General features: G+C 65.4%; 19 protein-coding genes and 2 pseudogenes. 8 read left to right on the top strand and 13 right to left on the bottom strand.

Annotated features, from left to right (window positions below):
* Window positions 1–39: 39 nt before the first annotated feature.
* Complete coding sequence (locus AC13FW_RS18425) at window positions 40–927, top strand: SDR family oxidoreductase (protein ID WP_482990029.1); 888 nt, start codon at window positions 40–42, stop codon at window positions 925–927.
* Window positions 928–954: 27 nt separating this feature from the next.
* Here AC13FW_RS18425 and AC13FW_RS18420 read toward each other — a convergent pair whose 3' ends face one another.
* From AC13FW_RS18420 to mgtE, 3 genes are all read right to left on the bottom strand, one after another.
* Window positions 955–1,683: an alpha/beta fold hydrolase gene (locus AC13FW_RS18420; RefSeq protein WP_482990028.1), complete on the bottom strand. Its 729-nt coding sequence runs from the start codon at window positions 1,681–1,683 to the stop codon at window positions 955–957.
* 251 nt (window positions 1,684–1,934) lie between these two features.
* Window positions 1,935–4,640 (bottom strand): bifunctional acetate--CoA ligase family protein/GNAT family N-acetyltransferase, encoded by a 2,706-nt coding sequence (locus AC13FW_RS18415; protein ID WP_482990027.1) that lies wholly within the window; start codon window positions 4,638–4,640, stop codon window positions 1,935–1,937.
* A 274-nt stretch (window positions 4,641–4,914) separates the two neighbouring features.
* The gene (gene mgtE / locus AC13FW_RS18410) at window positions 4,915–6,285 is read right to left on the bottom strand and encodes a magnesium transporter (RefSeq protein WP_481546878.1); all 1,371 of its coding nucleotides are present in this window, start codon (window positions 6,283–6,285) and stop codon (window positions 4,915–4,917) included.
* Between the two features lie 326 nt (window positions 6,286–6,611).
* On the opposite strand from mgtE, the pseudogene AC13FW_RS18405 reads away from it, so the two are divergent.
* Window positions 6,612–7,743: pseudogene (locus AC13FW_RS18405) on the top strand (monovalent cation:proton antiporter-2 (CPA2) family protein); the annotation flags it as partial.
* Between the two features lie 71 nt (window positions 7,744–7,814).
* Window positions 7,815–8,423 (top strand): annotated as a pseudogene (locus tag AC13FW_RS18400) (NAD-binding protein); the annotation flags it as partial.
* Between the two features lie 184 nt (window positions 8,424–8,607).
* Here AC13FW_RS18400 and AC13FW_RS18395 read toward each other — a convergent pair.
* On the bottom strand, window positions 8,608–10,404 hold the full coding sequence (locus tag AC13FW_RS18395) for a DUF885 domain-containing protein (protein ID WP_482990026.1): 1,797 nt from the start codon (window positions 10,402–10,404) through the stop codon (window positions 8,608–8,610).
* Between the two features lie 272 nt (window positions 10,405–10,676).
* Window positions 10,677–12,902: a S9 family peptidase gene (locus tag AC13FW_RS18390; RefSeq protein WP_482990025.1), complete on the bottom strand. Its 2,226-nt coding sequence runs from the start codon at window positions 12,900–12,902 to the stop codon at window positions 10,677–10,679.
* 102 nt (window positions 12,903–13,004) lie between these two features.
* Between AC13FW_RS18390 and AC13FW_RS18385 the strand changes: the two genes are divergently transcribed.
* On the top strand, window positions 13,005–14,318 hold the full coding sequence (locus AC13FW_RS18385; RefSeq protein ID WP_482990024.1) for a WD40 repeat domain-containing protein: 1,314 nt from the start codon (window positions 13,005–13,007) through the stop codon (window positions 14,316–14,318).
* Window positions 14,319–14,378: 60 nt separating this feature from the next.
* On the opposite strand, the gene AC13FW_RS18380 is transcribed toward AC13FW_RS18385, so the two are convergent.
* The gene (locus AC13FW_RS18380; protein ID WP_296246679.1) at window positions 14,379–15,068 is read right to left on the bottom strand and encodes a glutathione binding-like protein; all 690 of its coding nucleotides are present in this window, start codon (window positions 15,066–15,068) and stop codon (window positions 14,379–14,381) included.
* Between the two features lie 106 nt (window positions 15,069–15,174).
* Here AC13FW_RS18380 and AC13FW_RS18375 point away from each other — a divergent pair, with 106 nt between their 5' ends.
* A complete protein-coding gene (locus AC13FW_RS18375) occupies window positions 15,175–15,765 on the top strand; it encodes a TIGR00645 family protein (RefSeq protein WP_296246677.1) in 591 nt (196 codons plus the stop codon).
* A 208-nt stretch (window positions 15,766–15,973) separates the two neighbouring features.
* Complete coding sequence (locus AC13FW_RS18370) at window positions 15,974–16,960, top strand: energy transducer TonB (protein WP_482987103.1); 987 nt, start codon at window positions 15,974–15,976, stop codon at window positions 16,958–16,960.
* Window positions 16,961–17,246: 286 nt separating this feature from the next.
* On the opposite strand, the gene AC13FW_RS18365 is transcribed toward AC13FW_RS18370, so the two are convergent.
* The 7 genes from AC13FW_RS18365 to AC13FW_RS18335 all read right to left on the bottom strand — a co-directional run bounded on the left by AC13FW_RS18365 (window position 17,247) and on the right by AC13FW_RS18335 (window position 22,676).
* Window positions 17,247–18,440 (bottom strand): ABC transporter permease, encoded by a 1,194-nt coding sequence (locus AC13FW_RS18365; protein WP_296246669.1) that lies wholly within the window; start codon window positions 18,438–18,440, stop codon window positions 17,247–17,249.
* A complete protein-coding gene (locus AC13FW_RS18360; protein WP_482990023.1) occupies window positions 18,437–19,192 on the bottom strand; it encodes an ABC transporter ATP-binding protein in 756 nt (251 codons plus the stop codon). Before AC13FW_RS18360 ends, AC13FW_RS18365 begins: the two co-directional genes overlap by 4 nt.
* Before the next feature lie 29 nt (window positions 19,193–19,221).
* Entirely contained in the window at window positions 19,222–20,757 is a 1,536-nt protein-coding gene (locus tag AC13FW_RS18355; protein ID WP_482990022.1) for an alpha/beta fold hydrolase, read from the bottom strand.
* Window positions 20,758–20,824: 67 nt separating this feature from the next.
* Window positions 20,825–21,022 (bottom strand): helix-turn-helix transcriptional regulator, encoded by a 198-nt coding sequence (locus tag AC13FW_RS18350; protein ID WP_303747954.1) that lies wholly within the window; start codon window positions 21,020–21,022, stop codon window positions 20,825–20,827.
* Between the two features lie 9 nt (window positions 21,023–21,031).
* Window positions 21,032–21,616 carry a hypothetical protein gene (locus AC13FW_RS18345; protein ID WP_482990021.1) on the bottom strand — a complete coding sequence of 195 codons (585 nt, stop codon included), beginning with the start codon at window positions 21,614–21,616 and terminating at the stop codon, window positions 21,032–21,034.
* Between the two features lie 173 nt (window positions 21,617–21,789).
* Complete coding sequence (locus tag AC13FW_RS18340) at window positions 21,790–21,966, bottom strand: hypothetical protein (RefSeq protein WP_482990020.1); 177 nt, start codon at window positions 21,964–21,966, stop codon at window positions 21,790–21,792.
* Window positions 21,966–22,676 (bottom strand): ferredoxin--NADP reductase, encoded by a 711-nt coding sequence (locus AC13FW_RS18335; RefSeq protein ID WP_482990019.1) that lies wholly within the window; start codon window positions 22,674–22,676, stop codon window positions 21,966–21,968. The genes AC13FW_RS18340 and AC13FW_RS18335 overlap by 1 nt, the downstream gene beginning before the upstream one ends.
* Window positions 22,677–22,813: 137 nt before the next feature.
* Here AC13FW_RS18335 and AC13FW_RS18330 point away from each other — a divergent pair, with 137 nt between their 5' ends.
* Window positions 22,814–23,767 (top strand): ABC transporter ATP-binding protein, encoded by a 954-nt coding sequence (locus tag AC13FW_RS18330; RefSeq protein ID WP_282272004.1) that lies wholly within the window; start codon window positions 22,814–22,816, stop codon window positions 23,765–23,767.
* On the top strand, window positions 23,764–24,558 hold the full coding sequence (locus AC13FW_RS18325; RefSeq protein ID WP_282272006.1) for an ABC transporter permease: 795 nt from the start codon (window positions 23,764–23,766) through the stop codon (window positions 24,556–24,558). The genes AC13FW_RS18330 and AC13FW_RS18325 overlap by 4 nt, the downstream gene beginning before the upstream one ends.
* The last annotated feature ends 88 nt before the right edge of the window (window positions 24,559–24,646 follow it).

Here is a 24,646-nt window from a genome sequence, read left to right as displayed (position 1 = left end):
AGGCTGGACACCCTCTTCCATCAAGCATCCAAGGCCGCAATGAGCCAGCAACGCCCCACCGTCCTCGTCACCGGCGCCACCGGCCAGATCGGCGCCGAAACCTTGAGAAACCTGTTGCTGGAAGAAGCGGCAACACCGGTCGCGGCAGTGCGCTCTCCAGCCAAAGCCGCCGCGCTGGAGGCACAGGAAATCCGCACGGTGCTGCTGGATTTCGACAAGGAAGACACGCTGCTGCCTGCGCTGCGGGGCATTGACCGCGTATTCCTGGTCACCGGCTACAGCGTGGACATGTTGCGCCAGAGCAAGGTTTTCCTCGATGCGGCCAAGCAGGCCGGCGTACAGCATGTGGTGCACCTGGGTGCCTGCGGCGGTGATGACGCCAGCATCGGGCATTGGGCCTGGCACCAGTTGGTGGAACGCTACATCGAGTGGCATGGCTTCTCCTTCACCCACCTCAGGCCGGAAGCCTTCATGCAGAACCTGCTGAGCTACGACGGCACCCGCGCCGTGGTCGACGGCGTCATCCGCCAATACACCGGCGATGCGCGCTTCAGCTGGGTCGATGGCGATGACGTCGCCGCGGTCGCCGCACAGGCGCTGGCGTGGCCGCAGCGGCATGCCGGGCAGACCTACCGGCTGGGCTACGACGCCAAGTCCTATGGTGAGGTTGCCGCGCTGATGACGGAGTTGCTTGGCCAGCCATTCCGCTACGAGGCGCTGAGCCCGGATGTGTTCCTGGAGGACATGCGCGCGGCCGGCGCCGAGATGGGCTATATGAACTGCGTACGCGACAACTTCCAGCGTGTCGCCGAGCGACGCGTGCCGGGCATTGAAGCCACGTTCGACAACTTCCCCGCCATCACCGGCCGCGAACCGATGCGTTGGGCCGAGTTCATTCGCAAACACCGTGATGCGTTTGCGTACTGAACTGCGGAACTCAGGCGTTGGTCGGTATTAGTCACCTACACCCTGCAGCAACCACGCACGCATCGCCGCAGTCACCTCCGCGGGCTTTTCCAACGGCGCGAGATGGCCGCAGTCCTCGATCACCACCAGCGTTGACTGCGGCATCAATGCGGCCATCTGCTCGCTGACCGACAAGGGTGTGATCGCATCGTTGCGCCCGCAGACAATCAAGACCGGGCCCTGCCAGGCACGCAGGACCTCGCTGCCATCTGCACGTTGCAGCTGGCTTTGGCGCAGGAAGACTTCCGCGCCGAGGCGTGCGGTCATGCTGCGCACGGTATCCACCAGCTCATGGTCGTCCAGGCGCGAGGCGTCGATGTAGCTGCGCATCAGCTTGTCGCCGAAGCCGTGGAAGGTGCCGGGCAGGCGGACGCTGTTTTGCTGTGCCAGGCGTTGTGCGGCGCGCTCGGGCGAGTCGGGTTTGAACGAGGTATCCAGCAGCGCCAGCTTGAGTACCCGCTGCGGTGCGATGCGCAGGATTTCCTGGGCGACGTAACCGCCGAGGGAAAAGCCGGCCAGGGCGAACTGCGCCGGGGCCTTGGCCAGTACGTCTTCAGCGACCGCACGCATCGTGGTTTGTTGGGTGAGGTCGCCGACCTGGCAATCGGCGATGTCGGCGAGTGCTTCGAGCTGGGCCTGCCACAGCGTGGCGTCGTTGAGCAGGCCGGGCAGCAGTAGCAGCGAGGTTCTGGCTGCTGGGTCTTGGTTCGTTTGCATGGCGCTATTGTCGCGCCTTGGGGTGGTTTGGGGGTGACGGGGTGGGGGTTGGGCAACTGCCAAAGCCAGAGCCAAAGCACCCCTCCCCAGCCCTCCCCTGCGCTATGCGCAAGGGAGGGAGCGAAGCAGAGCACCCCTCCCCGGCCCTCCCCTGCGCTGCGCGCAAGGGAGGGGGCAGCTCCGCTCCCTCCCTTTGCCGAAGGCAAGGGGAGGGTTGGGGAGGGGTGCCTTTGGCTCCCAGCCTTCAGCGCTCAGCTCTTAGCCTCGCCCACCGGCAGCGTTACATTCATGATGGTCGAATCATCCGGATCCGCCTTCACCTTGAAGCCCAGGCTCTGGCACATCGCCAGCATGGTGCTGTTCTCACGCAGCACCTGCCCTTCCACAACGTTCAAACCCAGCCAGCCGGCGTACTCGATCATGATCTGCATCAGCTTCCAGCCGATGCCGTGGCCCTTCAGGTCCGAGCGGATCAGGATGCCGTACTCGCCGCGGTTGTAGTCCGCATCGGCGTGCAGGCGCACTGCGCCGAGCATTTCGCCGGTCTTGGGATCGATCGCCACCAGCGCGATCGAGCGTGCGTAATCCAGCTGGGTCAGGCGGGCGATGAACTCGTGGCTGAAATGCTTCACCGACTGGAAGAAGCGCAGACGCAGGTCATCGTCGGTGACACGTGCGAAGAAGGCGCGGAACAGGCCATCGTCTTCCGGCCGCACCGGGCGGATGAACGCCTTGCCACCGTCGGACAGATCGATCGTGCGTTCCCATTCGTTGGGATACGGGAAGATCGCGAAGCGCGGATGACCACGGCCCTTGTGCAGGCGCTTGACCGGGGTGATGGCCACACGCGCATCCAGGGCGATCACGCCGTTGCGGTCGGCCAGCAGGGGATTGAGATCCAGCGTGCGGATCTCGGGGATATCCGCCGCCAGCTGCGCCAGCTTGACCAGCACCATCGCCACCGCCCGCTCGTCCGCCGCCGGCACATCGCCATAGGCCTTGAGGATGCGCGAGACACGGGTGCGGCCGATCACTTCATGGGCAAGCCGCAGGTCCAGCGGCGGCAATGCCAGGGTCTTGTCATCGATCACTTCCACCGCCGTACCGCCACGGCCGAACACCACCACCGGTCCGAATACCGGATCATCGGCAATGCCGGCGATCAGCTCGCGCGCCTTGGGCCGGGTCAGGCTGGGTTGCACCAGCACCCCCTCAATGCGGGCCTGCGGACGCTTCTCGCGGGCACGCTGCAGGATGGTGGTCGCCGCGGACTGCACCGCGCGCAGACTGCCCAGGTTCAAGCGCACGCCATCGATTTCGGATTTGTGCGGGATATCCGGCGAGAGAATCTTCACCGCCACGCTCATGCCCTGCTCCAGCAGTGGCTGGGCCAGGTCCATCGCTTCGTGCGGATCACGCGCGACCATCACTTCCAATGACGGGATGCCGTAGGCCTGCAGCAGCTTGTGCGTCGCCACCGGGTCCAGCCATTGCTGGTCATTGGCCAGCGCCGCCTCGACCAGCGCGCGTGCGGCCGGCACGTCCACCACGAAATCCGCCGGCAGGCTGGGCGGCGTTTCCATCAGCGCGGTCTGCGCCTCGCGGTAACGCACCAGATGCTGGAAGCCGCGCACGGCGTCGGCTTCGGTTGGGTAGGTCGGCACGCGGGCGGTGTTGAGGGTGACTGTGGCGCGGTCGTCATTGCCCAGCCATACCGCGAACACCGGCTTGTCGCGCAGCTGCCGCGAGCGTTGCCCGAGCGTGGTGGTCAGCGCCTGCGCGGCCTCGGCCGAGGAAGTGAACGCAGTCGGTACGTTGATGACCAGCACCGCGTCGTTGGCATCGTCGGACAGCAGCGCTTCAATCGCCGAGGCGTAACGGCCGCCATCGGCATCGACCACGATGTCGACCGGGTTGTCGCGCGACCAGCCCTGCGGCAAGGCCTGGTCCAGCAGCTCGACGGTGGCTGGTGACAGCTCGGCCAGGCTGCCGCCGAGTGCCTGCAGCTGATCCACTGCCAGCCGGCCGACACCGCCGCCATTGCTGAGGATAGCCAAGCGCCGGCCGGGGAAGGTCCCGAGACGGCCCAGGGTTTCGGCGGCGGTGAACAACTCGTCCAATGCGTTCACCCGCAGCAGGCCGGCGCGGTTGAAGGCTGCGCCGTAGACCGCATCGGAATCGGCCAACGCCTGCGAATGGGTGGTGACCACCTCTGCGCTGCCGCGCGGCTTGCGCCCGGATTTGACCACCACCACGGGCTTTGCGCGGGCGGCGGCACGGGCGGCCGACATGAACTTGCGCGCGTCGCTGATCTGGTCGACGTAGAGCAGGATGGCGCGGGTGCGGTAATCGCTGGCGAAGTAATCGAGCAGGTCGCCGAAGTCGACGTCCAGCGCATCGCCCAGCGATACCACCGCCGAGAAGCCGACCGAGCGCGCCACGCCCCATTCCACCAGCGCAGCGGCAATCGCGCTGGATTCGGAGATCAACGCCAGATCGCCGGCCTGCGGCGTGTGCGCGGCGATGCTGGCGTTGAGCCGCGCATGCGGGGCGATGACGCCCAGGCAATGCGGGCCGAGCACGCGCATGCCCTTCGGGCGTGCGGCGGCTTCAACCTGTGCGGCCAACGAGCCCGGGCCCTTTCCCAGGCCGGAGGTGAGGATGATGGCGGCGGCCACGCCCAGTTCGGCGGCCTGGCTGACGACCTGCGGCAATAGCGTCGCCGGCACGGTGATCACCACCAGGTCCGGAATCCACGGCAGGTCCTTGAGCTTCTTGACCGTGCGCATGCCATCGATTTCGGCATAGCGCGGGCTGACCCAGCCGATCTGCCCGGCGAAGCCGCCGGCGCGCAGATTGCGGATAACTGCGCGGCCGGCGGAGCGATCGCGTGGGCTGCCGCCAATCACTGCCACCGAACGGGGGCGGAATACGGTCTGCAGGTGATAGGTGCTCATTGCGACGCCTGTTGCGGGTACCGGGTCAAAGGTACACGGCTGCGGTGCTGGGTGGGCTGCGTTGGATCAAAGTGGGGGGTTTTTGGGATGTTGGTGGCGAGCGGCGTTGGTTGCTGCGAAGAGCACCCCTCCCCTGCGCTGCGCGCAAGGGAGGGAGACAGGCTCAGCCCCCTCCCTTTGGCGTAGCCAAGGGGAGGGTTGGGGAGGGGTGGCTTCTGCGTTTGCCGTTGGGTTTGCCGGTAGAGCCCTTGCCGAGCACGGCTCGGCACTACATTCAGAGCAGCGTGCCGCCCAGGATCATTGCGGCGATGCTGAAATAGATCACCAGGCCGGTGACATCCACCAGCGTTGCCACGAACGGCGCCGAGGCGCTGGCCGGATCGAAGCCCAGGCGCTTGAGCACGAACGGCAGCATCGAGCCGGACAGGGAACCGAAGGTGACGATGCCGATCAGCGCCGCGCCGATGGTCACTGCCAACAGCTTCCAGTGCTCGCCGTAGTCGTGCAGGCCGGCCAGCTGCCAGACAGTGATGCGGATGATCGCCAAGGTGCCGAGGATCGCACCCAGCACCACGCCGGTCGGTAGCTCGCGCAGGGCAACCTTCCACCAGTCGCGCAGGCGCAGTTCACGCAACGCCAGCGAGCGGATCAGCAGCGAGGTCGCCTGTGAGCCGGAGTTGCCGCCTGAGCTCATGATCAGCGGGATGAACAAGGTCAGCACCACTGCACGCGCCAGCTCATCCTCGTAGTGCTGCATGGCGCTGGCGGTGAGCATCTCGCCGAGGAACAGCACGCTCAACCAACCGGCGCGCTTGCGCAGCATCTCCAGGAAGCCGATCTGCATGTACGGCTTGTCCAGGGCTTCCACGCCGCCGAACTTGTGCACGTCCTCGGTAGATTCATCGATCAGTGCATCGAGGATGTCGTCGACGGTGACGATCCCCAGCATCTGCTGCTGGGCATCCACCACCGGGATCGCCAGCAGATCGTGGCGGCGGATCAGCTGCGCCACCTCTTCCTGGTCGAGCAAGGCATCCACCGTCACCGGCGGATTGACCTGGGCAACAGACAGGATCGAATCCTCCGGCTCGCCGGTGATCAGCCGCCGCATCGTCACCACCTGCTGCAGCTGACGGGTCTGCGGGTCCAGCACATAGATGGCGTAGACCGTCTCGCGGCTGCGCTCCACTTCGCGGATGTGCTGCAGGGTCTGCGCCACCGTCCAGTCTGCCGGCACGCCGACGAACTCGGTGGTCATCAAGGCGCCGGCGGTATTGGGCGGATAGCTCAGCAGCAGCTGGATCGAGCGCCGCGCCTCCGGCGCCAGCAGCGGGATCAGCCGCGCGCGCTCGGCATCATCCAGCTCATGGACGATATCGGTGGCACGGTCGTCGGCCATCAGCCCCAGCAGGGCTGCGGCGCGGGCCGGCGGCAGCGCCGCGATCAGCTCACCTGCATGCTGCAGCTCAGGGGCTTCCAGCAGTTTGACCGCACGCGGCAAAGACAGTGCCGCCAGCGTATTGGCCGCAAGTGGCAATGGCAGGGCGTTGAGATACTCCACCGCGTCGGCGGTGTTGTAATCGGCCAAGGGCGCGCTCAGCGTGGCTGCGTCCACCACTGGCCGCAGAAATTGCTTCTGGTTCATGTTGATTCGCCTGTTCTGGATTGCGACCGCAACGCCAGCACAGGGCGAACCAGCCCTGTCAGGCGGTTGCCGTCGCTGGTGTCGACGATCGCGATCGACTTCTACTGTCGCTGGACATGGGTTGGACTCCGGAAAGGTGCTGCGCGGCTCTACCGCCAGCGGCGCGAGTCTGGTCCTGTTGGCCGACGGGGTCAAGCCTGCATCGCTGCGTCCCGCCAATGAAGGGCTGCCGTTCGCATTCACTCACGGCACAGTCCGCATAATGTGAAATCGTCGGTAGGCAGCTGCCCGACCGGTCAGCGGAATCAATCAAGGAATCCCTTCAAATGCATGGCACCGGTCTCGAACTAGCCTTGGTACTGCTGCTGGCGGCGGTCATCGCCGTGCCGGTATTCAAGCGTTTCGGGCTGGGCGCGGTGCTGGGCTACCTGGCCGCTGGCGTGGTGCTGGGGCCGCATGTGCTGGGCTTCGTGCAGGACGCCGACCGCATCCTCAATGCCGCCGAGATCGGCGTGGTGATGCTGTTGTTCGTGATCGGGCTGGAGCTGTCGCCGTCGCGACTGATGGTGATGCGACGGCCGGTGTTTGGCGCCGGTACGGTGCAGGTGCTGATAAGTGCGGTGGTGCTGGGCGGTTTGCTGCTGCTCAATCACTTCTCGTGGAAGAGCGCGCTGGTGATCGGCACCGCGCTGGCCCTGTCTTCAACGGCGGTCGGCCTGCAGCTGCTGTCCGAGCACAAGGCGCTCAATTCCGACTATGGCCGGCTCGGCTTCGCCATCCTGCTGTTCCAGGATCTGGTCGCCATTCCCCTGCTGGCGGCCATTCCCCTGCTGGGCGGGGTCAAGAACGAAACCCTGAGCTGGCAGGATGCCTCCATCGCCCTCGGCGCGCTGATGCTGGTGATCGTGCTGGGCCGGCCGATGCTGCGCCAGCTGTTCAACATCGTCGCCCGCACCCGCATGCCGGAAGTGTTCACCGCCACCGCCCTGCTGGTGGTGCTGGGCACGGCCTGGTTCATGGCAGAGGCCGGGCTCAGCGCCAGCCTGGGCGCCTTCATCGCCGGTGTATTGCTGGCCGACTCCGAGTTCCGCCACGAGATCGAATCGCAGATCGAACCGTTCAAGGGCCTGCTGCTTGGTCTGTTCTTCATCGCCGTTGGCATGGGCATCGACCTGAAGCGGGTTGCCGCCGAACCCGAGATCATCGCGCTGGGCGTGACCATCCTGCTGGCGGTGAAGTTCTCCATCCTGATCGCGCTGGGCCTGGCAGCGCGGATGTCGCTGCGTAATGCGCTCATGCTTGGCAGCGTGTTGTGGCTGGGCGGCGAGTTCGCCTTCGTGGTGTTCAACGAAGCCGAGCGTGCGCATCTGCTTGGGCGGATCAACCACGACCGGCTGGTGGCGGTGGTCAGCCTGTCGATGGCGATCACTCCCTTGCTGCTGCTCGCGCTGCAACGCACGTTGCAGCTCAAGCCGCCTGCGCGGCCGACGCAACCCGAACCGGATGAGACCCTGAAGGATGCAGGCGAGCAACGGCCGAAGGTGCTGATTGCCGGCATGGGCCGTTTCGGCCAGATCGTCGGCCGTCTGCTGACCGCGCAGCGCATTCCCTTTGTTGCCCTGGAAGCCGACCCGGACACGGTCAAGGACTTGCGCCGCTTTGGCAACCAGCTCTACTACGGCGACCCAACCCGCCCCGATCTGCTGCGCGCCGCCGGGGCCGAGCACATCCGCGTGTTCGTGATGGCGATGGACGACCCGGACACCAATCTGCGTGCGGTGCGGCTGGTGCGGCGCATGTATCCCAAGGCGACGGTGCTGGCGCGTGCGCGCAACCGCCAGCACGCGTGGAAGCTGCTGGACATGTCGGCCGAACCGTTCCGCGAGGTATTCGGCTCCAGTCTTGAAGCCAGCGAGCGTGTACTGACCGCGCTCGGCTTCCCGGAGAATGTCGCACGCGACCATGTGCAGCGTTTCCGCGAGCACGATGAAGCGCTGCTCAAGGCGCAGCATCTGGTGTACGACGACGAGGTGGCGGTGATGCAGACCTCGCGCGATGCCCGTGCCGACCTGATGCATCTGTTCGAGGCTGATGCGACAGACAGTACGACGGTGAAGCCTTCAAACGACAAGGAATGAAGCTGCCTGGGCTGGCGTTGTTCTGTGCGCGCTGTGGGAGCTGTGGGAGCGGCGTAAGCCGCGAAGCTGATGGTGCTGAAGGCCTTGGCAGCTTTGCTATCTGATGATGTAGCGGCTTCGCGGCTTACGCCGCTCCCACAAAAGCCGGTCCAATTGGAAAGGGCGCCTTGCGGCGCCCTTTTGCTTACTTGCGGCGCTGGGCCGGCACGAAGACTTCGTTGACTGCGGCGGCCAGCTGATCCGGCGGCAACAGGCCCTGGTCGAGCAGGAAGTTGTTGAATGCCAGGCGGTCGAACTTGTCGCCCAAGGCCAGCTCGGTCTGCATGCGCAGTTCCATGATGCGGGTGTAGCCGTAGAAGTAACTGCAGGCCTGGCCCGGCGCGCGCACGGTGTAGCGGTCCAGTTCCTGGGTGGCCATCGCCTCGGACAGGCCCACGCCTTCCACCAGCACCTTGCGGGCGCGCTCGCGATCGGTCTGGCCCAGGTTGAGCGCGGGATCGAGCATGGCGCGCGCCGCACGCAGCAGACGGAACTGCAGCGCGATCATCTGCCCGTCCAGCGGCTCGAATGGCACCATCTCGGCCTCGGCATACAGCGCCCAGCCTTCAACATTCACCGAGTTGAAAGCGAACATGGTGCGCGCCAGCGAGATGCCGCGCTCGACCATCGCCGCGAACTGCAGGTCGTGGCCCGGGCGGCCTTCGTGCGCACTCAGCGTCCATGCCGCCGAACCGAAGTTGAAGTCGTCGTACTGCGCCTTCTCACCCGAGGCCGGGTTGCCCAGCGGCAGCACGAAGGTGCCCTGCTGGCCGGTGTTGCCGACCAGCGGTGCCGGCAGGTAATGCGGTGCCGGCGAGGCGGCACTTTCGGCTTCACTGCCCAGGCGCATCTGCAGCGGACGCTGCGGCACATCGACGATGCCCTGCTTGTGGATGATCGGATCGATCGCATCGATGACGCCACGGTAATGCGATTCGAGCTGGTCGTTGCTGATCTTGTCCTGCTTCAGCGCGCGGATCACCGCCACGTAGTCGGTGTTGTCGGCGACCTTCAGTCCCTTGGCCTGCACCACCAGCGGTGCCAGCTGGCGCATCATCGCGCGGGTTTCCATGTACTCGAGCTGGGCACGCTGCATCAGCAGGGCCGGATCGATGTCCACGCCCACTTCCTTGAGCTGGAAGGCATACAACTCGGCCGGCAGGCGGTTGTCGGTGCGCGCCTTGGGCAGCACGTCCTTGCTGGTCCAGGCGATGTAGTCCTTCATCTGCGTGGATAGCTCCGCCAGCGAGGCATCGGCGCCATCGATCTTGTATTTGGCGAACAGCTTGCCGATGCCTGCGATGTAGGTGTCGACATTGGCCAGCGCCTGATCCACTTCAATCTTCGTCGGTTGCAGCAGGTTGGGCGTGCCGCTCTTTTCCTCGTAGCGCTGGCGCGCGAGGGTGGCCAGCGGCTGCGTGCCCGGCGCCTTGCCGAGATAGGCATTGAGGCGGTCCAGTGCCTTGGCACGGCGCGCTTCGGGCACCTGGTCGGACAGCAGGCCGTTGATGCCGCCGAACACGGTCTGCGGCACATCCACCCACGGCATCAGGTGCTGCTCGTTGAGGGTGCTGCTTTCGATATTGCGCTCGGCGGCGCCGATCATGATCTCCAGATCCTGGCGCAGATTGGGATCGCGCTCGACCTGCAGCTTCTCGCGCAGCTGATCGCGCGCCTTGTTCATGGCGGCGCGGTAGCGGCCGGCGTTGTCCGCGCCCAGATCGACGACTTTGTCGTCATAACCGGGCACGCCGAAGAAGCTGGTCATTTCCGGCTGGAACGGCGCCTGCGCCTGCAGCAGGATCTGCGCCAGCTCATTGCTGCGCGCAACCCAGGCCGGGGCAGCGGGGGTTGTCTTGGTCGTTGCCGGTGCGGCGGCAGTCGCAGTGAGCGGCAGCGGGGCGGCAAGGGCGAGCGCGACGGCGAGGACGAGAGGCTTCATGGACAGCTCCGTAAGGGATGGGCTGACCGTACGCAGTCGCTGCCGGGGCGGCAAGGGTAGGAAGTGGGGGTGGGCCGGATTGGAGATTCGGGATTGGGGCAGGAGCAACAGCAGGAGCACCCCTCCCCAACCCTCCCCTTGGCCTTTGGCCAAAGGGAGGGGGCTGAGCTTTGCTCCCTCCCTTTCGCGCAGCGAAGGGGAGGGTTGGGGAGGGGTGCCTTTCGCTTTGGCTTGCAGCCACCCTCACCCAAAAATCAAAACAGCAACACTCCTCAGGGCTTCAAACAACGCCCAAGGAAGTTCTCAGCCATCCGATAGCGGTGCAGCGCATCCGCCCCAGACAACCCATGCTTGGCGCCCGGATAGGTCATCAGCTCGAACGGCTGGCCACGCTGCTGCAGCGCGCTCATCAGGGCGGTCGAATTGGAGAACAACACGTTGTCATCGGCCATGCCGTGGATCAGCAGCAGCGGCGAGGTCAGCCCGGCGATGTGCGTCAGCACCCGTGCTTCGCGATAGCCATCGACATTGGCTGCCGGCAGGTTCATGTAGCGCTCGGTGTAATGGGTGTCGTACAGGCCCCAATCGGTGACCGGTGCGCCAGCGACGCCACAGGCGTACTGGTCCGAGGCCTTGGCCAGCAGCATCAAGGTCATGTAGCCGCCGTTGGACCAGCCCTGCACGCCAATGCGGTTGCCATCCACCCACGGCTGCGACTTCAGCCACTCCACGCCCTTGAGCTGGTCGGCCACTTCCACCGTGCCCTGCACGCCGTACAGCGCGCCGCCGAAGTCACGGCCGCGGCGCGGCGTGCCACGGTTGTCCAGCGAGAACACCACATAGCCGCGCTGGGCCAGGTACTGGTTGAACAGGTGATCGCCACGACCCGGCCAGCTGTCCGTCACGGTCTGCGAGGCCGGGCCACCGTACACATAGACGGCAACCGGATACTTCTTGGCCGGGTCGAAGCCTTCCGGCTTGATCACGCTGTAATTCAGCGGCGTTTTGCCATCGGCCGCGGTCAGCGTGCCGTATTCGACCGGACGCTGTGCATCGCGGTACCTGGCATACGGGTGCTTGGCGTCGGCCAGGTTGTTGTCCAGCAAGGTGGCGATCTTTTCGCCATTTGCGCGGAACAACTCGATCTGCGGCGGCGTGGTGCTGTTGGACCAGCTGTCCACATAGACGCTGGCGTTCCTGGCGAACGCGGCGCTGTGCATGCCGGCGGTCTTCGACAGTTTGGTCGGCGTACCACCGGCCAGCGGCACCGAATAGATTTCGCTGCGCAGCGCGGAGTCGACACCGGCGCGGAAGTAGACGGTGCCTGCTTCTTCATCGACGGCCAGCAGTTCATCGACAGGCCAATTGCCCGAGGTCAAGGCGGTCTGGCTGCGGCCGTCAGCGCTGGAGACATACAGATGCTGGAAGCCGCTGCGCTCGGACGACCACAGGAAGCGGCCATCCTTCAGGAACTTCAGGCTGTTGTGCAGCGGCACCCAGGTCTTGCTGGTCTCGGTGAGCAGCAGCTGTTGCTTGCCGTCGGCCAGATTGGCTTCGATCAGCTCCAGCGTGTGCTGGTCGCGGCTCTGGCGCTGGAAGGTGAGGTGCTGGCCGTCGCGCCAGTTGACGCGGGTCAGGTAGATATCGGTCTGCTTGCCCAGGTCCACCCAGTTGACCGCCGCATCAGCGCGCGGCGCGATCACACCCAGGGTGACCAGCACGTTCGGATCACCAGCCGCCGGGTAACGCTGCTCGACCATCTCCACGCGGTCGGCATACATCTCGTAGCGCTTCTGCACCGGCACCGGCGATTCGTAGATGCGGGCGAAGGCAATGGCCGAGTCGTCCGGCGCCCACCAGTAACCGGTGTGGCGGTCCATTTCCTCGTCGGCGACGAATTCGGCCACACCGTTGCCGATGGTGGCGCTGCCGTCGCGGGTCAGCTGCAGCTGCTTGCCGCTGGCCAGGTCGATCACCCATAGGTTGCGCTCGCGCACGAAGCTGACGAAGCCGCCCTTGGGCGAGAGCTTGGCATCGGTGCTGAAGCCTTCGCCATTGGTGAGCTTGCGCACCGCAGCGCTGCCCTGCTTACCCAAGTCGTAGAGATAGAGCTCGCCGCCCAGCGGGAACAGCAGGGTCTTCGCATCCGGCGACCACTGGTAATCGACGATGCCGCTGAAGGCGGCGATGCGCTGGCGCTCACGGCGTGCCTTTTCGGCATCGCTCAGGGTTTCGGTGCCGGGCAGCACCACCTTGGAATCCACCAACAGCCGGGTCTGGCCGCTGGCGATGTCGTATTCCCACAGGTCCAGCTGCTTGACGTCGCTGTCCTTGCCACGCAGGAAGGTGACCCGCGAACCATCCGGCGCGACCTTGGGCTTCATCAACGTGGGGCCGGACAGCGGCGCCTTGCCGGTGATGGCTTCGAGGGTGAGCTTTTCAGCGTGGACGGCGGGGGTGGCGAGGATCATGGCAAGGGCTAGAAACAAGGGACGCATGGGATTCCTGTCGGGGACAGCACGGATCGGGTCATCCTAGCGAACCACGGCGTGCTGTGCTTCCATCGAAAGTCCTGCTTCGACGATCCCGTTCGCACCCACATGACCGATTCCGCTCCACACCTGCGCTGGCAGGCCGCCGTCCATGCCTACGCCAGCCATCTCAACGATTACGTCGCCCGTGGTGATGCCTGCAACTGGAAGGGCATGGGCCAGCCGCAGGATCCACCCGATCTGTCGGCGCTGTTGCCGACGCTGATGGAAGCGCTGCGCACCGCCAATGCCAACGGCGACGAGGCGGCACTGGCGCAGCTGCGCGGGCAATGGCCGCCGCTGCATGAGGCCACCCAGCCGCTGCTGGAGGCCAATGGCCAGGGCTTCAGCGCGCTGGCCTGGCTGCCCGACGACAGCCTGCTGGTGCGCACCGGCGCCTGGTACGAGCCGGGCCAGGTTCTGATGGTGCGCGGATTGGACGCCCGTCCTCTGCCCGACGTGGTGATGTTCGGCAGCAGCCCGGACCGGCAGCTGGTCGCGTTCGCCACGGACAGGCACATCCGCATCATGCACAACGAACGGACCGAGCCCGTCGCCGAGCTTGCGCTGCCACATGGCGACGAGGCCTTGCCGGCAAACCTGGCCGCCTTGGCCGAAGCCGAAGACGAGGCCGCGATCCAGCAGCTGATCCCCTTCAACGACGGCCAGCGCGCGGTGGTGGTGCGTGCCGATGGTGTGTTCCTGTGCAGCGCGGGTGGCATCCAGCGGCTGTTGCCGACCGCCGACGAACTGCAGCAACTGGCTGCCGACGAGGACCCTTATGCAGTGCGGCTGGACATGGTGCATGCCGCGGTTTCGCCCGATGGCCAGTGGATTGCATGCGGCCAGCAGGACGGCCACCACCGGATCTTCAACGGCCAGGGCCAGGCGGTCTGCACGATCGGCCCACACGGTGAGTATCCGCACCACGCGGCGTTCTTCGCCGATGGCCAGCATGTCGCGCTGAACGCCTGCCACTTCTACAACGGCGCCACCATCGCGGTGGAAACCGCCGCCTTTGGCCAGATCAGCACCGACTTCTACGAAGACCACCCGGCGCTGCGGGTGGTGGACCCGGGCGGGCGCATCTACGCCAGCGCGACGGTAGCCGGTGGACTGGTGCTGGGCGACGCCTATGGTTACCTGCGCGCGGTGGATGCGGCCGGCAACCTGCTGTGGAAGCAGCATGTCGGTAGCACCATCAGTGCGATGGCCAGTTCCGCCAATGGCCGCCTGCTGGCGGTGGGCAGCCATTCGGGCACGGTGCACCTGCTCGACCTGACATCGACCGCCGCCAATCCGGAACAGGTCGGCATGGGCGCGCACCCGGAGATCCGCCGCTGGCTGTTCTGGAGGCAGGAAGCCACGCCGCTGGCGTGGTGATTCCCCTGCCGCGCAGCGAGCCGCCGGTTTGGCGGCCGCTGCCCGAACCCCTGCTGCGTTTCAGCGCTGGCCGAACAGCAGGCGCTTTTCTTCGTCGCTGAGCGGTTGCCCGGCCTGCGGGTTCACCGTCGGCCCGACCGCGTAAGCGCGCTGGGTGGCCGGACGCTCGGCGATGGCCTGGTGCCAGCGGCGCAGGTGCGGGAAGGCCTCGAAGTCCACCGGCAGCTTGGCGTAGGCACCAATCCACGGATAGCTGGCCATGTCGGCGATGCCGTACTCGGCGCCACCCAGATAGGCAGACTCGGACAGGCGCTTGTCCATCACCCGGTGCAGGCGCCGTACCTCGCTGTCATAGCGTTCGATCGCGTAGGGAATGCGCTCCGGCGCATAGACGTTGAAGTGGCCCATCTGCCCACTCATCGGGCCCAGCCCGCCCATCTGCCAGAACAGCCATTCCAGGGTGGCGGCGCGGCCGCGCAGGTCGGCGGGGATGAAGCGGCCGGTCTTCTCGGCCAGGTACAGCAGGATGGCACCGGACTCGAACACGCTCAGCGGCGCGCCGCCGTCGGCCGGGGCATGGTCGACGATGGCCGGCATCTTGTTGTTCGGCGAAATGGCGAGGAATTCCGGCAGGAACTGGTCACCCTTGCCGATGTTGACCGGGTGCACGCGGTACTCCAGCCCGGCCTCTTCAAGGAACAAGGTGATCTTGTGGCCATTCGGGGTGGGCCAGTAGTAAAGGTCGATCATGAATACGCCTCGGCAGAACCATCCTCAGGGGCTCCTACGGTAGCCGCTTGGCAGCCTTCCGGGCGACCGGTAACCTCCCCTGTTTCCGCAACGCACCATCCTTCCAATGTCCGAACACAAACCACTGAGCCCGCTCTCGTCCCTGATCTTTGCCTCGCGCTGGCTGCAGCTGCCGCTGTACCTGGGGCTGATCGTCGCGCAATGCGTCTACGTGTTCCTGTTCGGCAAGGAGCTGTGGCACCTGATCTCCCACGCCAGCACCTGGAGCGAGCAGCAGATCATGCTGATCGTGCTGGGCCTGATCGACGTGGTGATGATCTCCAACCTGCTGGTGATGGTGATCGTCGGCGGCTACGAAACCTTTGTCTCGCGCCTGCGCCTGCAGGGCCACCCGGACCAGCCGGAGTGGCTGAGCCACGTCAACGCCTCGGTGCTGAAGGTGAAACTGGCGATGGCGATCATCGGCATCTCCTCCATCCACCTGCTCAAGACCTTCATCGAGGCCAGCCAGGTCGGCCTGCCGCTGTGCACCAAGGACCTGATCGCTTCCGGCGACCTGTGCACCAAGTTCACCAGCGACGGTGTGATGTGGCAGACCATCATCCACTGCGTGTTCATCCTGTCGGCCATCGGCATCGCCTGGACCGACAAACTGATGTCCAACGGCCATGCCAAACCGGCGGCCAACGCACACTGAGCAACCGCAATGATGGGCGGCACACGATGTGACGCCCATCACTTTTTCATTTCAGCGTCATCATCGACCCCCGCTTACTGCGCCGGCGATGCTAGATTCGCGCTTCACTGCTGATGGGTACGGCATCGGGAAATGCCATCGCCTCGCGCCGTCAAGGCAAACGCAGTCCACGTTCGTCGATTCAAGGGGATGTTTGATGTCGTACGTCATGAGTAAAGGCAAGCTGCGTCTGTTGGCGCCCGCTCTTCTGCTGACCACGCTGGTTGCCTGTTCCGGCAGGGATGAACCCGCCGCACCGGCAGCTGCACCGGCCACGCCTGCAGCAGCTGCACCCGCCGCACCAGCAGTAGCGGAAAAGGTCCAGGCCATGGACACCCAGCAGCTGCGCGATCTGGCCAGCGCCGCACTACGCGACAACCGCATGTATGCACCGGCCGGCGACAACGCCATGGAGTACTACCTCGCGCTGCGCGACAAGCTGCCTGACGACGCGTCGATCAAGAGCGCATTGACCGATCTGCAGCCCTACACCCTGATTGCCGCCGAGCAGGCCCTGAGCCGCGAGGACTTCACCGAAACCCAGCGCCTGATCGCACTGGTGGAGAAGGTAGACCCAACCGCACCGGCGCTGCCGCGCCTGAAGCAGGGCGTCACCGGCAGCATGCAGGTGGCCGAACGCCGCACCGTCGAAGAAGCCGACAAGGCCAAGAAGGACGCTGAAACCCGCGCCAAGCAGCAGGTCGAACAGCAGCGCCTGGCCCAACAGCAGGCCGCCGAAGCCACCGCCGCCCAGCAGCTTGCAGCAAAGCAGGAAGCCGCGCGCAAGGACAGCGAGCGCCTGGAAGCAGAACGTCAGGCCGCTGCCCGCCGCGAAGCCGAACAGCGCAGCGCTGCCCAGGCCGCCGCCCAGCAGGCCGCCGCGCCCAAGCCGGCCGCAGCACCGGCACTGCGTGCGGTCAGCACCCCGGCCCCGCGTTACCCGGCCGACGCCTTGCGTTCGGGCACCTCGGGCGAAGTGCTGGTGGAACTGACCATCGGCACCGACGGCTCGGTCACCGACGCCCGCGTGTTGCGCGCCACCCCGGCACGCACCTTCGACCGCGAAGCCCTGAATGCGGTGAGACGCTGGAAGTTCGAGCCGATCAGCAGCCCGACCACCACCCGTCGCACCTTGGCGTTTGCGCCGAACAAGTAAGCGGTTCTGGTTTTGGTAGTGCCGAGCCATGCTCGGCAGAAGCGTTACCGGTAAGGCCTCTGCCGAGCATGGCTCGGCACTACAGGTGGAGCAAAAGCGGGGGGGCCCCCCCCCCCCCCCCCCCCCCCGCCCCCCCCCCCCCCCCCCCCCCCCCCCCCCCCCCCCCCCCCCCACTACAGGTGGAGCAAAAGCAAAGGCCCGGAGTGATCCGGGCCTTTGTATATCTGAAACATTGCTGCTTCGTTCCGCATGCCGAGCATGGCTCGGCACTACAGGAAAAGCGCTATCAGCCGGAGATTGCCAGGCGTTCCTGGCGATAACGCCATACCGCTACCGCCCACAGCAGCACTGCCAGCAACACCGAGGCGCCCAGATACACCGCCCACTGCGTGGCCGATGGCATCTCGCCGCGGGTGACCTTCACCAGCATCTGGTTCTGCGACAGGAACGGCACTGCGTACTGCCACAGCTGGGTGTCCTTCAGCGGGTAGGCCATCAGTGCGTAGCCCGGCAGCATCGGCAGCAACATCAGCCAGACCATGTGGCTCTGCGCTTCCTTCATGCTCTTGGAGCTGGCCGACAGGCAGGTCAGCAGGGCGGTGCCGATCAGCACCAACGGCAGCAGGATCACCAGCAGCTTGCCCATCGCCGCGAAGCTCACGTCCAGCGAGCGCGCCGCGCCACCGCCAATGCTGGCGCTGATCTTGAACGACACCAGGATCAGCAGCATCGACGCCAGACCCAACAACACCGCCGCCAGCATCTTGCCGCTGACCAGCGCACCGCGTGCTGCCGGCGTGGCCAGCAAGGGCTCCAGCGACTGCCGCTCACGTTCACCGGCGGTGGTGTCCATGGCCAGATGCGAGCCGCCGATGAAGGCGAACAGCATCAGCACCAGCGGCAGCACCACCGACAGGAAGATGCCGCGCTTGGCCTCGGCCGTTGCCAGATCGCGGGTGCCGACATTGACCGGTGCGGCCACCATCGGATTGACGCCACGTGCCAACAAGCGCAAGGCCCCCACCGATTGCCCGTAGGCCGTCAGCACATTGCGTACGCGGGCGATCTGCACATCGCCGGTACGGCGCGTGGTGTCGGCGACGATCTCCACCTTGGCCGGCTTGCCGGCCTGCCAATCGGCGGCGAAGTTCTCGTCGATCACCAAGGCCAGGTCTTCGCGCTGGCTGCGGATCAGTGCTTCGTAGTCAGCCGGCGCTTCGGTGGCATTGATGCCGCGGCTGGCCAGGAAAGCAACCAGGTTCGGGGCACGGGCGATGCCCACCACCGGGATGCTCAAGTCCTTTTCCAACTGCGTCTCGGCACGCAGGTTGGTGAGCTTGTTCATGCCCAGGAACAGCAACGGGTACAGCAACGGTGCGGTCAGCAGCGTCAGCAGGAAGGTACGGCGGTCGCGGGCGAAATCACGCAGCTCCTTGCGCATCACCGTGAAGATGGCGCGGAAATATCCAGTCTGGCTCATGCGTGCAGGCCCTCCTCGCTGCCGATCAGTTTCACGAACGCGTCTTCCAGGTTGGTCTCATGGGCCTGCTCGCGCAGCTCATCCGGTGTGCCCTGGGCAACCACCCTGCCCTGCGCGACGATCACGATGCGGTCACACAGCGCGGCGACCTCCTGCATGATGTGGCTGGAGAAAATCACGCAGCGGCCTTCCTCGCGCAGTTCCTTGAGGAAGCCACGCAGGCCACGGGTGGTCATCACGTCCAGGCCGTTGGTCGGCTCGTCGAGGATGACGTTGCGCGGATCATGGATCAGCGCGCGGGCGATTGCGGTCTTGGTGCGCTGGCCCTGGCTGAAACCTTCGGTGGCACGATCGAGGAAATCCTCCATCTGCAGCGCCTTGGCCAGGCGCGCGGTGCGCTCGACGATGGCGGCCGAACTCATGCCATGCAGTTCACCGAAGTAGTCGATGTTCTCGCGGGCGGTGAGGCGCTTGTACACGCCACGTGCATCCGGCAGTACGCCAAGACTGCGGCGCACTGCATTCGGGTCAACCGCGGCGTCGACGCCATCGACCAGTACGCGGCCGCTTTCCGGCGTCATCAGCGTGTACAGCATGCGCAGCGTGGTGGTCTTGCCGGCGCCATTGGGGCCGAGCAGACCGGTGATCTGGCCATCATGGGCGGTGAAGCCCACGTCATCCACGGCAATCACCGGCGTCTTGTCCTTGCCCCTGCCGGGGAAGGTCTTGCGAAGTCGTTCTGCAACGATCATGTAAGCGGTTCCTCAGTGATGCGGTGATGTCACGGTTCCCAGCCATTGAAGCTGGTGAACGGCGGCACGTAGTTGAGTTTTTCCAGGCAGGCACCGTCGAGCGCCTTCGGGTCGGTCTTCTCGATGAACTGCGCGAACAGCTTGGGCATGCAGCCCGCGCCGATCACGTTGTGGCCCTGGCCGCGCAGCACGAACAGGCGCGCGTTATCCAGATGCTTGACCACTTCCTCGCCATAGCGCGGCGGCGTGACCGGATCGAACCCGCCTTCCAGCACCAGCGTCGGCACCTTGCCGGCCAGCGGCGTGTGGAAGTCGGCCGGTGCCGTGCCCTTGGGCCAGCTGGCGCACATCGCGCCCATGGCTTCGGCCATCTGGTTGCCGAGCACGGTGTCCGCGTCGGCACCGTTGGCGACCATGCCTTCCTTGTCTTCGCTGCACACCACCGACAGCTGCATGCCCATCGCCATGGCATCCTTCATTTCGCCCTGCAGCATCTGCGTCAGCGCCATCAGGTTGTCATAGCGGCCGCCATTGGCTTCATGGATGAGCTTGGGCAACAGCGCGCCGGCAGCCGGCATGTAGGCGTACATGCGGACGAGGCCAGCAACGGTTTCTGCACGCAGCTCGCCTTGCTGTTGTTCGCCGGTGCTGGCGTCGCGGTACTGCACCGTCACCGGCTGCGCACGCAGCTTGGCCAGCAGCGTGTCCAGCTCGGCACGTGGATCACCCAGCTTGTCCTTGCACGAGGCGGTCTTGGTGCATTGGGCGAACTGCAGCGCCAGTGCATCATCCAGGTTGCGCGCGAAGATATTGCCCAGCTGCAGGCTGTTCGGCACCACCGAGTCGAGCACGATGCTGCGCGTGGCCTGCGGATGGCGCATGGCGTACTGCTGGGCCACGCGGGTGCCGTAGCTGACACCGACCAGGTTGATCTGGCTCGCACCGATGGCCTGGCGCACCGCATCCAGATCCGCCACCGCCTCGGTGGTGGTGTAAAAGCGCAGATCCGCCTTCTGCGACAGCTGGGTGGCGCAGTTCTGCGCCGCTGCCTGCATCGACGCCGTGGTGAAATCGGCATCATCCGGCGTGTCACAGGCCAGCAGGTTGGATTTGCCGGTGCCGCGCTGGTCGACCAGGATCACGTTGCGGTGCTTGCGCACTTCGGAGAACGCCGCATCCACCTGCGGGTAGGTGGCGACCGCGGCCTGGCCCGGGCCGCCGGCGAGGAAGAACACCGGATCTGGCTGCAGGTCGCTCTCCTTCTCCGGGGCGACCCAGGCGATGTTCAAACTGATCTTGCGCCCTTGCGGGTTTGCCCGGTCTTCAGGCACTTCCAGCGTGGTGCACTGCGCTTCCAGGCTGTCTCGGCTGCCGGCCGAGCTCAGGCTGCAGGGTTGGAAGTTCAAGCTGCCAAGCGTCTGCGGCTTGCTGGCTACGGCCGCAACATCGCTGGTGCCGGCCGCGGCAGGCGCTGACGCAGGCGTATCGGTTGACCGCACCAGGCGGTAACCGACGATGCCGGCGATCACAGCCAGGGCGAGGATGGTTTGGGTCTTACGGGACATCATCGGAACAGCCCCTCACAGTTGAAAAGAAAACGGGTCTACCTGCATCCAGACGCGGGCGCGGCAGCTATGTGACATCAGGAAAGAAAATTTCTTCGATCCGGCTTTCGTACAAACGGGCGATGCGGAAGGCCAGCGGCAGGCTGGGATCGTATTTTCCGGTCTCCAGCGCATTGATGGTCTGCCGGGATACCTCCAGCTGCTCGGCCAACTCGCCTTGCGACCAGCCCTTGGCCTCACGCAGCTCGCGCAATCGGTTATCCATCGCCCCGGCTCAGTGGTAACGCCGCGCGACAACACCCTTGGCCAGCCCGTACGACAGGCACACCAAGGGAAACACCCAGATCATCGCCACGTTGGACGGTACATCGATGACCTTGGCCGACTGCAGAAAGCCCCCTGTCAGGTATACCAGCGAAATGAATGCCGTGGCGAAGCTCACCGCCTCCAGCTCGATGCGCTGCTGCAGCTCATCGACATCGCGGATGTAGCGGATCATCGCCCGCAGCACCAGCATCATCGGCGGCACCGGCAGCAAGGCGATCAAGGCGCGCAGCAGGCCGTCCTCGACCCGCTTGAGCAGCAGGATCGACAGCACCAGCAACACCACATAGCCGGTCATGGCCAGCATCACCTCGCGGGTATAGCGCTTGCGCAGCTTGGCCGGGGCGGCATCGCAGCCATCGGGCATCAGCCGGCGCAGCAGTGCCGCGATTGCCAGACCCAGGGCGATACCAAACAGGATGCCGGAAAACCGCGGCTGTGCGCCCATCGGCTGCCAGAGCAGCAGCGCGGACGCGACCAAGGTGAATGCAGCGGCGGCAATCAGCATGCCGACCGTCCAAAGATTGCGGCTCATCGCTCGGCCCCTTGCAGCTGCTGCCGCGAGCCGGACGGTACAACAGCACAGCGGCGGGCAACGGAGCCCGTCGCCGCGAAACAAACAAGAAACCTGCAATGACGCATGGCCAACTCCTGTAAAGCACGCTTGACACATCCTGAAGTCAGCCGGGTCCGGCTGTCAAGCGACCTTTACAGACAAGCAAGCCAGCCGGCGACCGGTTGCACAGGCCAGTCGGTCAAAGCAGCGCCCATGACGAACAAAGGCGCGACCACAAGGATCGCGCCTTCACATGGATCAACATCAAAACCAGCGGCCAGACAGGCCGGATCAACTATTGCGGTGGCGGCCTGGTAGCCGCCAGCCATCATTTGCTGCTGACGTACTTCTCGCGGCGGATCTGCGGCATCGGCAGACCGGCTTCCTTCAGCGCTTCCACGCAGGTATCGACCATGTCCGGATTGCCGCACAGGTAGGCGATATCGCGGGCCGGGTCCGGCGCGATCTCGGCCAACTGCTGCTGCACATAACCCTTGCGGACGTCGGCATGCGGGTTCTCCGGCAGTTCACGCGACAGGCAGGGCAGGTAGCGGAAGCCCGGATTGGCGGCCGCAAACGCGTAGAAGTCGTCGCTGTACAGCAGTTCTTCCGGGGTCCGCGCACCCTGCAGCAGCACCACTTCCACGCCACGCTCAAGCATTGCCGTGCGCAGCTGCGGCAACATCGAGCGGTACGGGGTGACGCCGGTGCCGGTGGCGATCAGCAGGTAGCGGCCATTGTGGTCACCCGGCTGCAGGCAGAAACGACCGAACGGGCCGCTGCCGCTGATGTGGTCGCCGGCCTTCAGGCCCTCGAACAGCGCGGTGGCAGCACCGCCGGGCACGAAGCTGACCGCGATATCCACCGCCTCGCCCGGGCCCATCGCGTGGTCATGGATGGTGGCCAAGGAGTAGCTGCGCTTGGTTGCGGTGCCGTCGGCGTAGTCGAAATGGACCTGAATGAACTGGCCGGGCAGGAAATCCAGCGGCTGGCCGTCGTCACGGACGAACTGGTAGTGACCGACGCTGGGGGCCAGCATGCGGCTGCCGACCAGCTTGAGGGGGAATTGGATTGGCACAGGAGGGGAACAGTGTGTAACCGGGTATGGACCACGGGGCCTTCTATAATAGCCGCCTGCACTTATCCGACGCCTGTACCTGGCGCGAAGGCCACAGATTGGACTCCCGTACCCCTCCCGGCGCAGCCGCCCTGCGCATCACCGACCTGCGCAAGACCTATGACAACGGCGTCCAGGCGCTGAAAGGCGTGTCGCTGGAAGTCGCCCCGGGCGACTTCTTCGCCCTGCTCGGCCCCAACGGTGCCGGCAAGTCGACCCTGATCGGCATCGTTTCTTCACTGGTGAACCTGAGCGAAGGCCAGGTGCAGGTGTTTGGCAGTGATCTGGTGGCCAACCGCAGCGCGACCATGCGCCTGATCGGACTGGTGCCGCAGGAAATCAACTTCAACCTGTTCGAGAAGCCCTTCGACATCCTGGTCAACTACGCCGGCTTCTACGGGATCCCGCGTGCCGAGGCCGAGGCCCGCGCCGAGCAGGAGCTCAAGCGCGCGCATCTGTGGAACAAGGCGCAGATGATGAGCCGCACCCTGTCCGGCGGCATGAAGCGCCGGCTGATGATCGCCCGCGCGATGATGACCCAGCCGCGCCTGCTGATCCTCGATGAACCCACCGCCGGCGTGGACATCGAGATCCGCCGCGACATGTGGAAGACGCTGCAGGAGATCAACGCCGCCGGCACCACCATCATCCTCACCACGCATTACCTGGAAGAGGCCGAGCAGCTGTGCCGCAACCTGGCCATCATCAACCACGGCCAGATCGTCGAGCAGGGCCCGATGCGCGGCCTGCTGGCCAAGCTCGATGTGGAAGGCTTCCTGTTCGACATCGACGGTGAGCTGCCCGCGCAGCTGCCGCAGATCGAAGGCGCCACCCTGGTCGCCACCGACGCGCATACGCTGGACCTGGACATGCCGCGTGCGATGGATCTGAACCGAGTCTTCGACGCCCTGAATGCCGCCGGCATCCGCGTGCGTTCGATGCGTACCAAGAGCAACCGCCTGGAGGAGCTGTTCGTGCGCCTCACCGGCAACCTGGAGAGCACCGCAGCATGAGTACCCCCGTTCCCGTGACCGACAGCAGCCGCAACTGGGTGGCGCTGGGCACCATCGTTCGTCGCGAGGTCAACCGCATCCTGCGCATCTGGGGCCAGACTCTGGTGCCGCCGGCGATCACCATGACCCTGTACTTCCTGATCTTCGGCGGCCTGATCGGCTCCAAGATCGGGCAGATGGGCGGCTACAGCTACATGCAGTTCATCGTGCCGGGCCTGGTGATGATGAGCGTGATCCAGAACAGCTACGGCAACATCAGCTCCTCGTTCTTCGGCGCCAAGTTCGGCCGCCATGTCGAGGAACTGCTGGTCAGCCCGATGCCGAACTGGGTGATCCTGTGGGGGTATGTGGCCGGCGCCGTGCTGCGTGGCCTGATGGTGGGCGTGATCGTGCTGATCATCGCCATGTTCTTCACCCCCGTGCGCATCCCGCATCCGCTGGTGACGCTGACCACGGTGCTGCTGGGCGCGACCATTTTCTCGCTGGCCGGCTTCATCAATGCCGTCTATGCGAAGAAGTTCGATGACGTGGCGATCGTACCGACCTTCATCCTGACCCCGCTGACCTACCTGGGCGGCGTGTTCTACTCGGTGACCTTGTTGCCGGGCTGGGCGCAGGCGATGACGCATGCCAATCCGATCTTCTACATGGTCAATGCGTTCCGTTACGGCCTGCTGGGCAGCAGCGACGTGCCGTTGTGGGTCTCGTATGCGTTGATGCTGGGCTTTGTTGCCGCGCTTACCGCATTGGCCCTGTGGCTGCTGCGCCGGGGCGTAGGCCTGCGTAGCTGAAAGAAGGCGCCGAAAGGCGCCTTTTTTTTGCTTTTGTTTTGCTTGTTGTGGGAGCGGCATAAGCCGCGAAGCTCGCACAAACTCAAAC

This window comes from Stenotrophomonas sp. 21LCFQ19 (assembly GCF_056861425.1).
Note: the sequence above shows the minus strand (reverse complement) of the source record. Positions and strands in the feature narration are given on the sequence as shown.

Excerpts from the sequence above, each read along its gene's own strand:
- AC13FW_RS18360 (WP_482990023.1), bottom strand. The coding sequence starts at position 19,192 with ATGATCGTTGCAGAACGACTTCGCAAGACCTTCCCCGGCAGGGGCAAG.
- AC13FW_RS18355 (WP_482990022.1), bottom strand. The coding sequence starts at position 20,757 with ATGTCCCGTAAGACCCAAACCATCCTCGCCCTGGCTGTGATCGCCGGC.
- AC13FW_RS18340 (WP_482990020.1), bottom strand. The coding sequence starts at position 21,966 with ATGGCTGGCGGCTACCAGGCCGCCACCGCAATAGTTGATCCGGCCTGT.
- mgtE (WP_481546878.1), bottom strand. The coding sequence starts at position 6,285 with ATGAACCAGAAGCAATTTCTGCGGCCAGTGGTGGACGCAGCCACGCTG.
- AC13FW_RS18415 (WP_482990027.1), bottom strand. The coding sequence starts at position 4,640 with ATGAGCACCTATCACCTGCAGACCGTATTCCGCCCCCGTTCGGTGGCA.
- AC13FW_RS18420 (WP_482990028.1), bottom strand. The coding sequence starts at position 1,683 with ATGCAAACGAACCAAGACCCAGCAGCCAGAACCTCGCTGCTACTGCTG.
- AC13FW_RS18365 (WP_296246669.1), bottom strand. The coding sequence starts at position 18,440 with ATGAGCCAGACTGGATATTTCCGCGCCATCTTCACGGTGATGCGCAAG.
- AC13FW_RS18380 (WP_296246679.1), bottom strand. The coding sequence starts at position 15,068 with ATGATCGACCTTTACTACTGGCCCACCCCGAATGGCCACAAGATCACC.
- AC13FW_RS18385 (WP_482990024.1), top strand. The coding sequence starts at position 13,005 with ATGACCGATTCCGCTCCACACCTGCGCTGGCAGGCCGCCGTCCATGCC.
- AC13FW_RS18345 (WP_482990021.1), bottom strand. The coding sequence starts at position 21,616 with ATGAGCCGCAATCTTTGGACGGTCGGCATGCTGATTGCCGCCGCTGCA.
- AC13FW_RS18325 (WP_282272006.1), top strand. The coding sequence starts at position 23,764 with ATGAGTACCCCCGTTCCCGTGACCGACAGCAGCCGCAACTGGGTGGCG.
- AC13FW_RS18375 (WP_296246677.1), top strand. The coding sequence starts at position 15,175 with ATGTCCGAACACAAACCACTGAGCCCGCTCTCGTCCCTGATCTTTGCC.
- AC13FW_RS18425 (WP_482990029.1), top strand. The coding sequence starts at position 40 with ATGAGCCAGCAACGCCCCACCGTCCTCGTCACCGGCGCCACCGGCCAG.
- AC13FW_RS18390 (WP_482990025.1), bottom strand. The coding sequence starts at position 12,902 with ATGCGTCCCTTGTTTCTAGCCCTTGCCATGATCCTCGCCACCCCCGCC.
- AC13FW_RS18350 (WP_303747954.1), bottom strand. The coding sequence starts at position 21,022 with ATGGATAACCGATTGCGCGAGCTGCGTGAGGCCAAGGGCTGGTCGCAA.
- AC13FW_RS18395 (WP_482990026.1), bottom strand. The coding sequence starts at position 10,404 with ATGAAGCCTCTCGTCCTCGCCGTCGCGCTCGCCCTTGCCGCCCCGCTG.
- AC13FW_RS18370 (WP_482987103.1), top strand. The coding sequence starts at position 15,974 with ATGAGTAAAGGCAAGCTGCGTCTGTTGGCGCCCGCTCTTCTGCTGACC.
- AC13FW_RS18335 (WP_482990019.1), bottom strand. The coding sequence starts at position 22,676 with ATGCTGGCCCCCAGCGTCGGTCACTACCAGTTCGTCCGTGACGACGGC.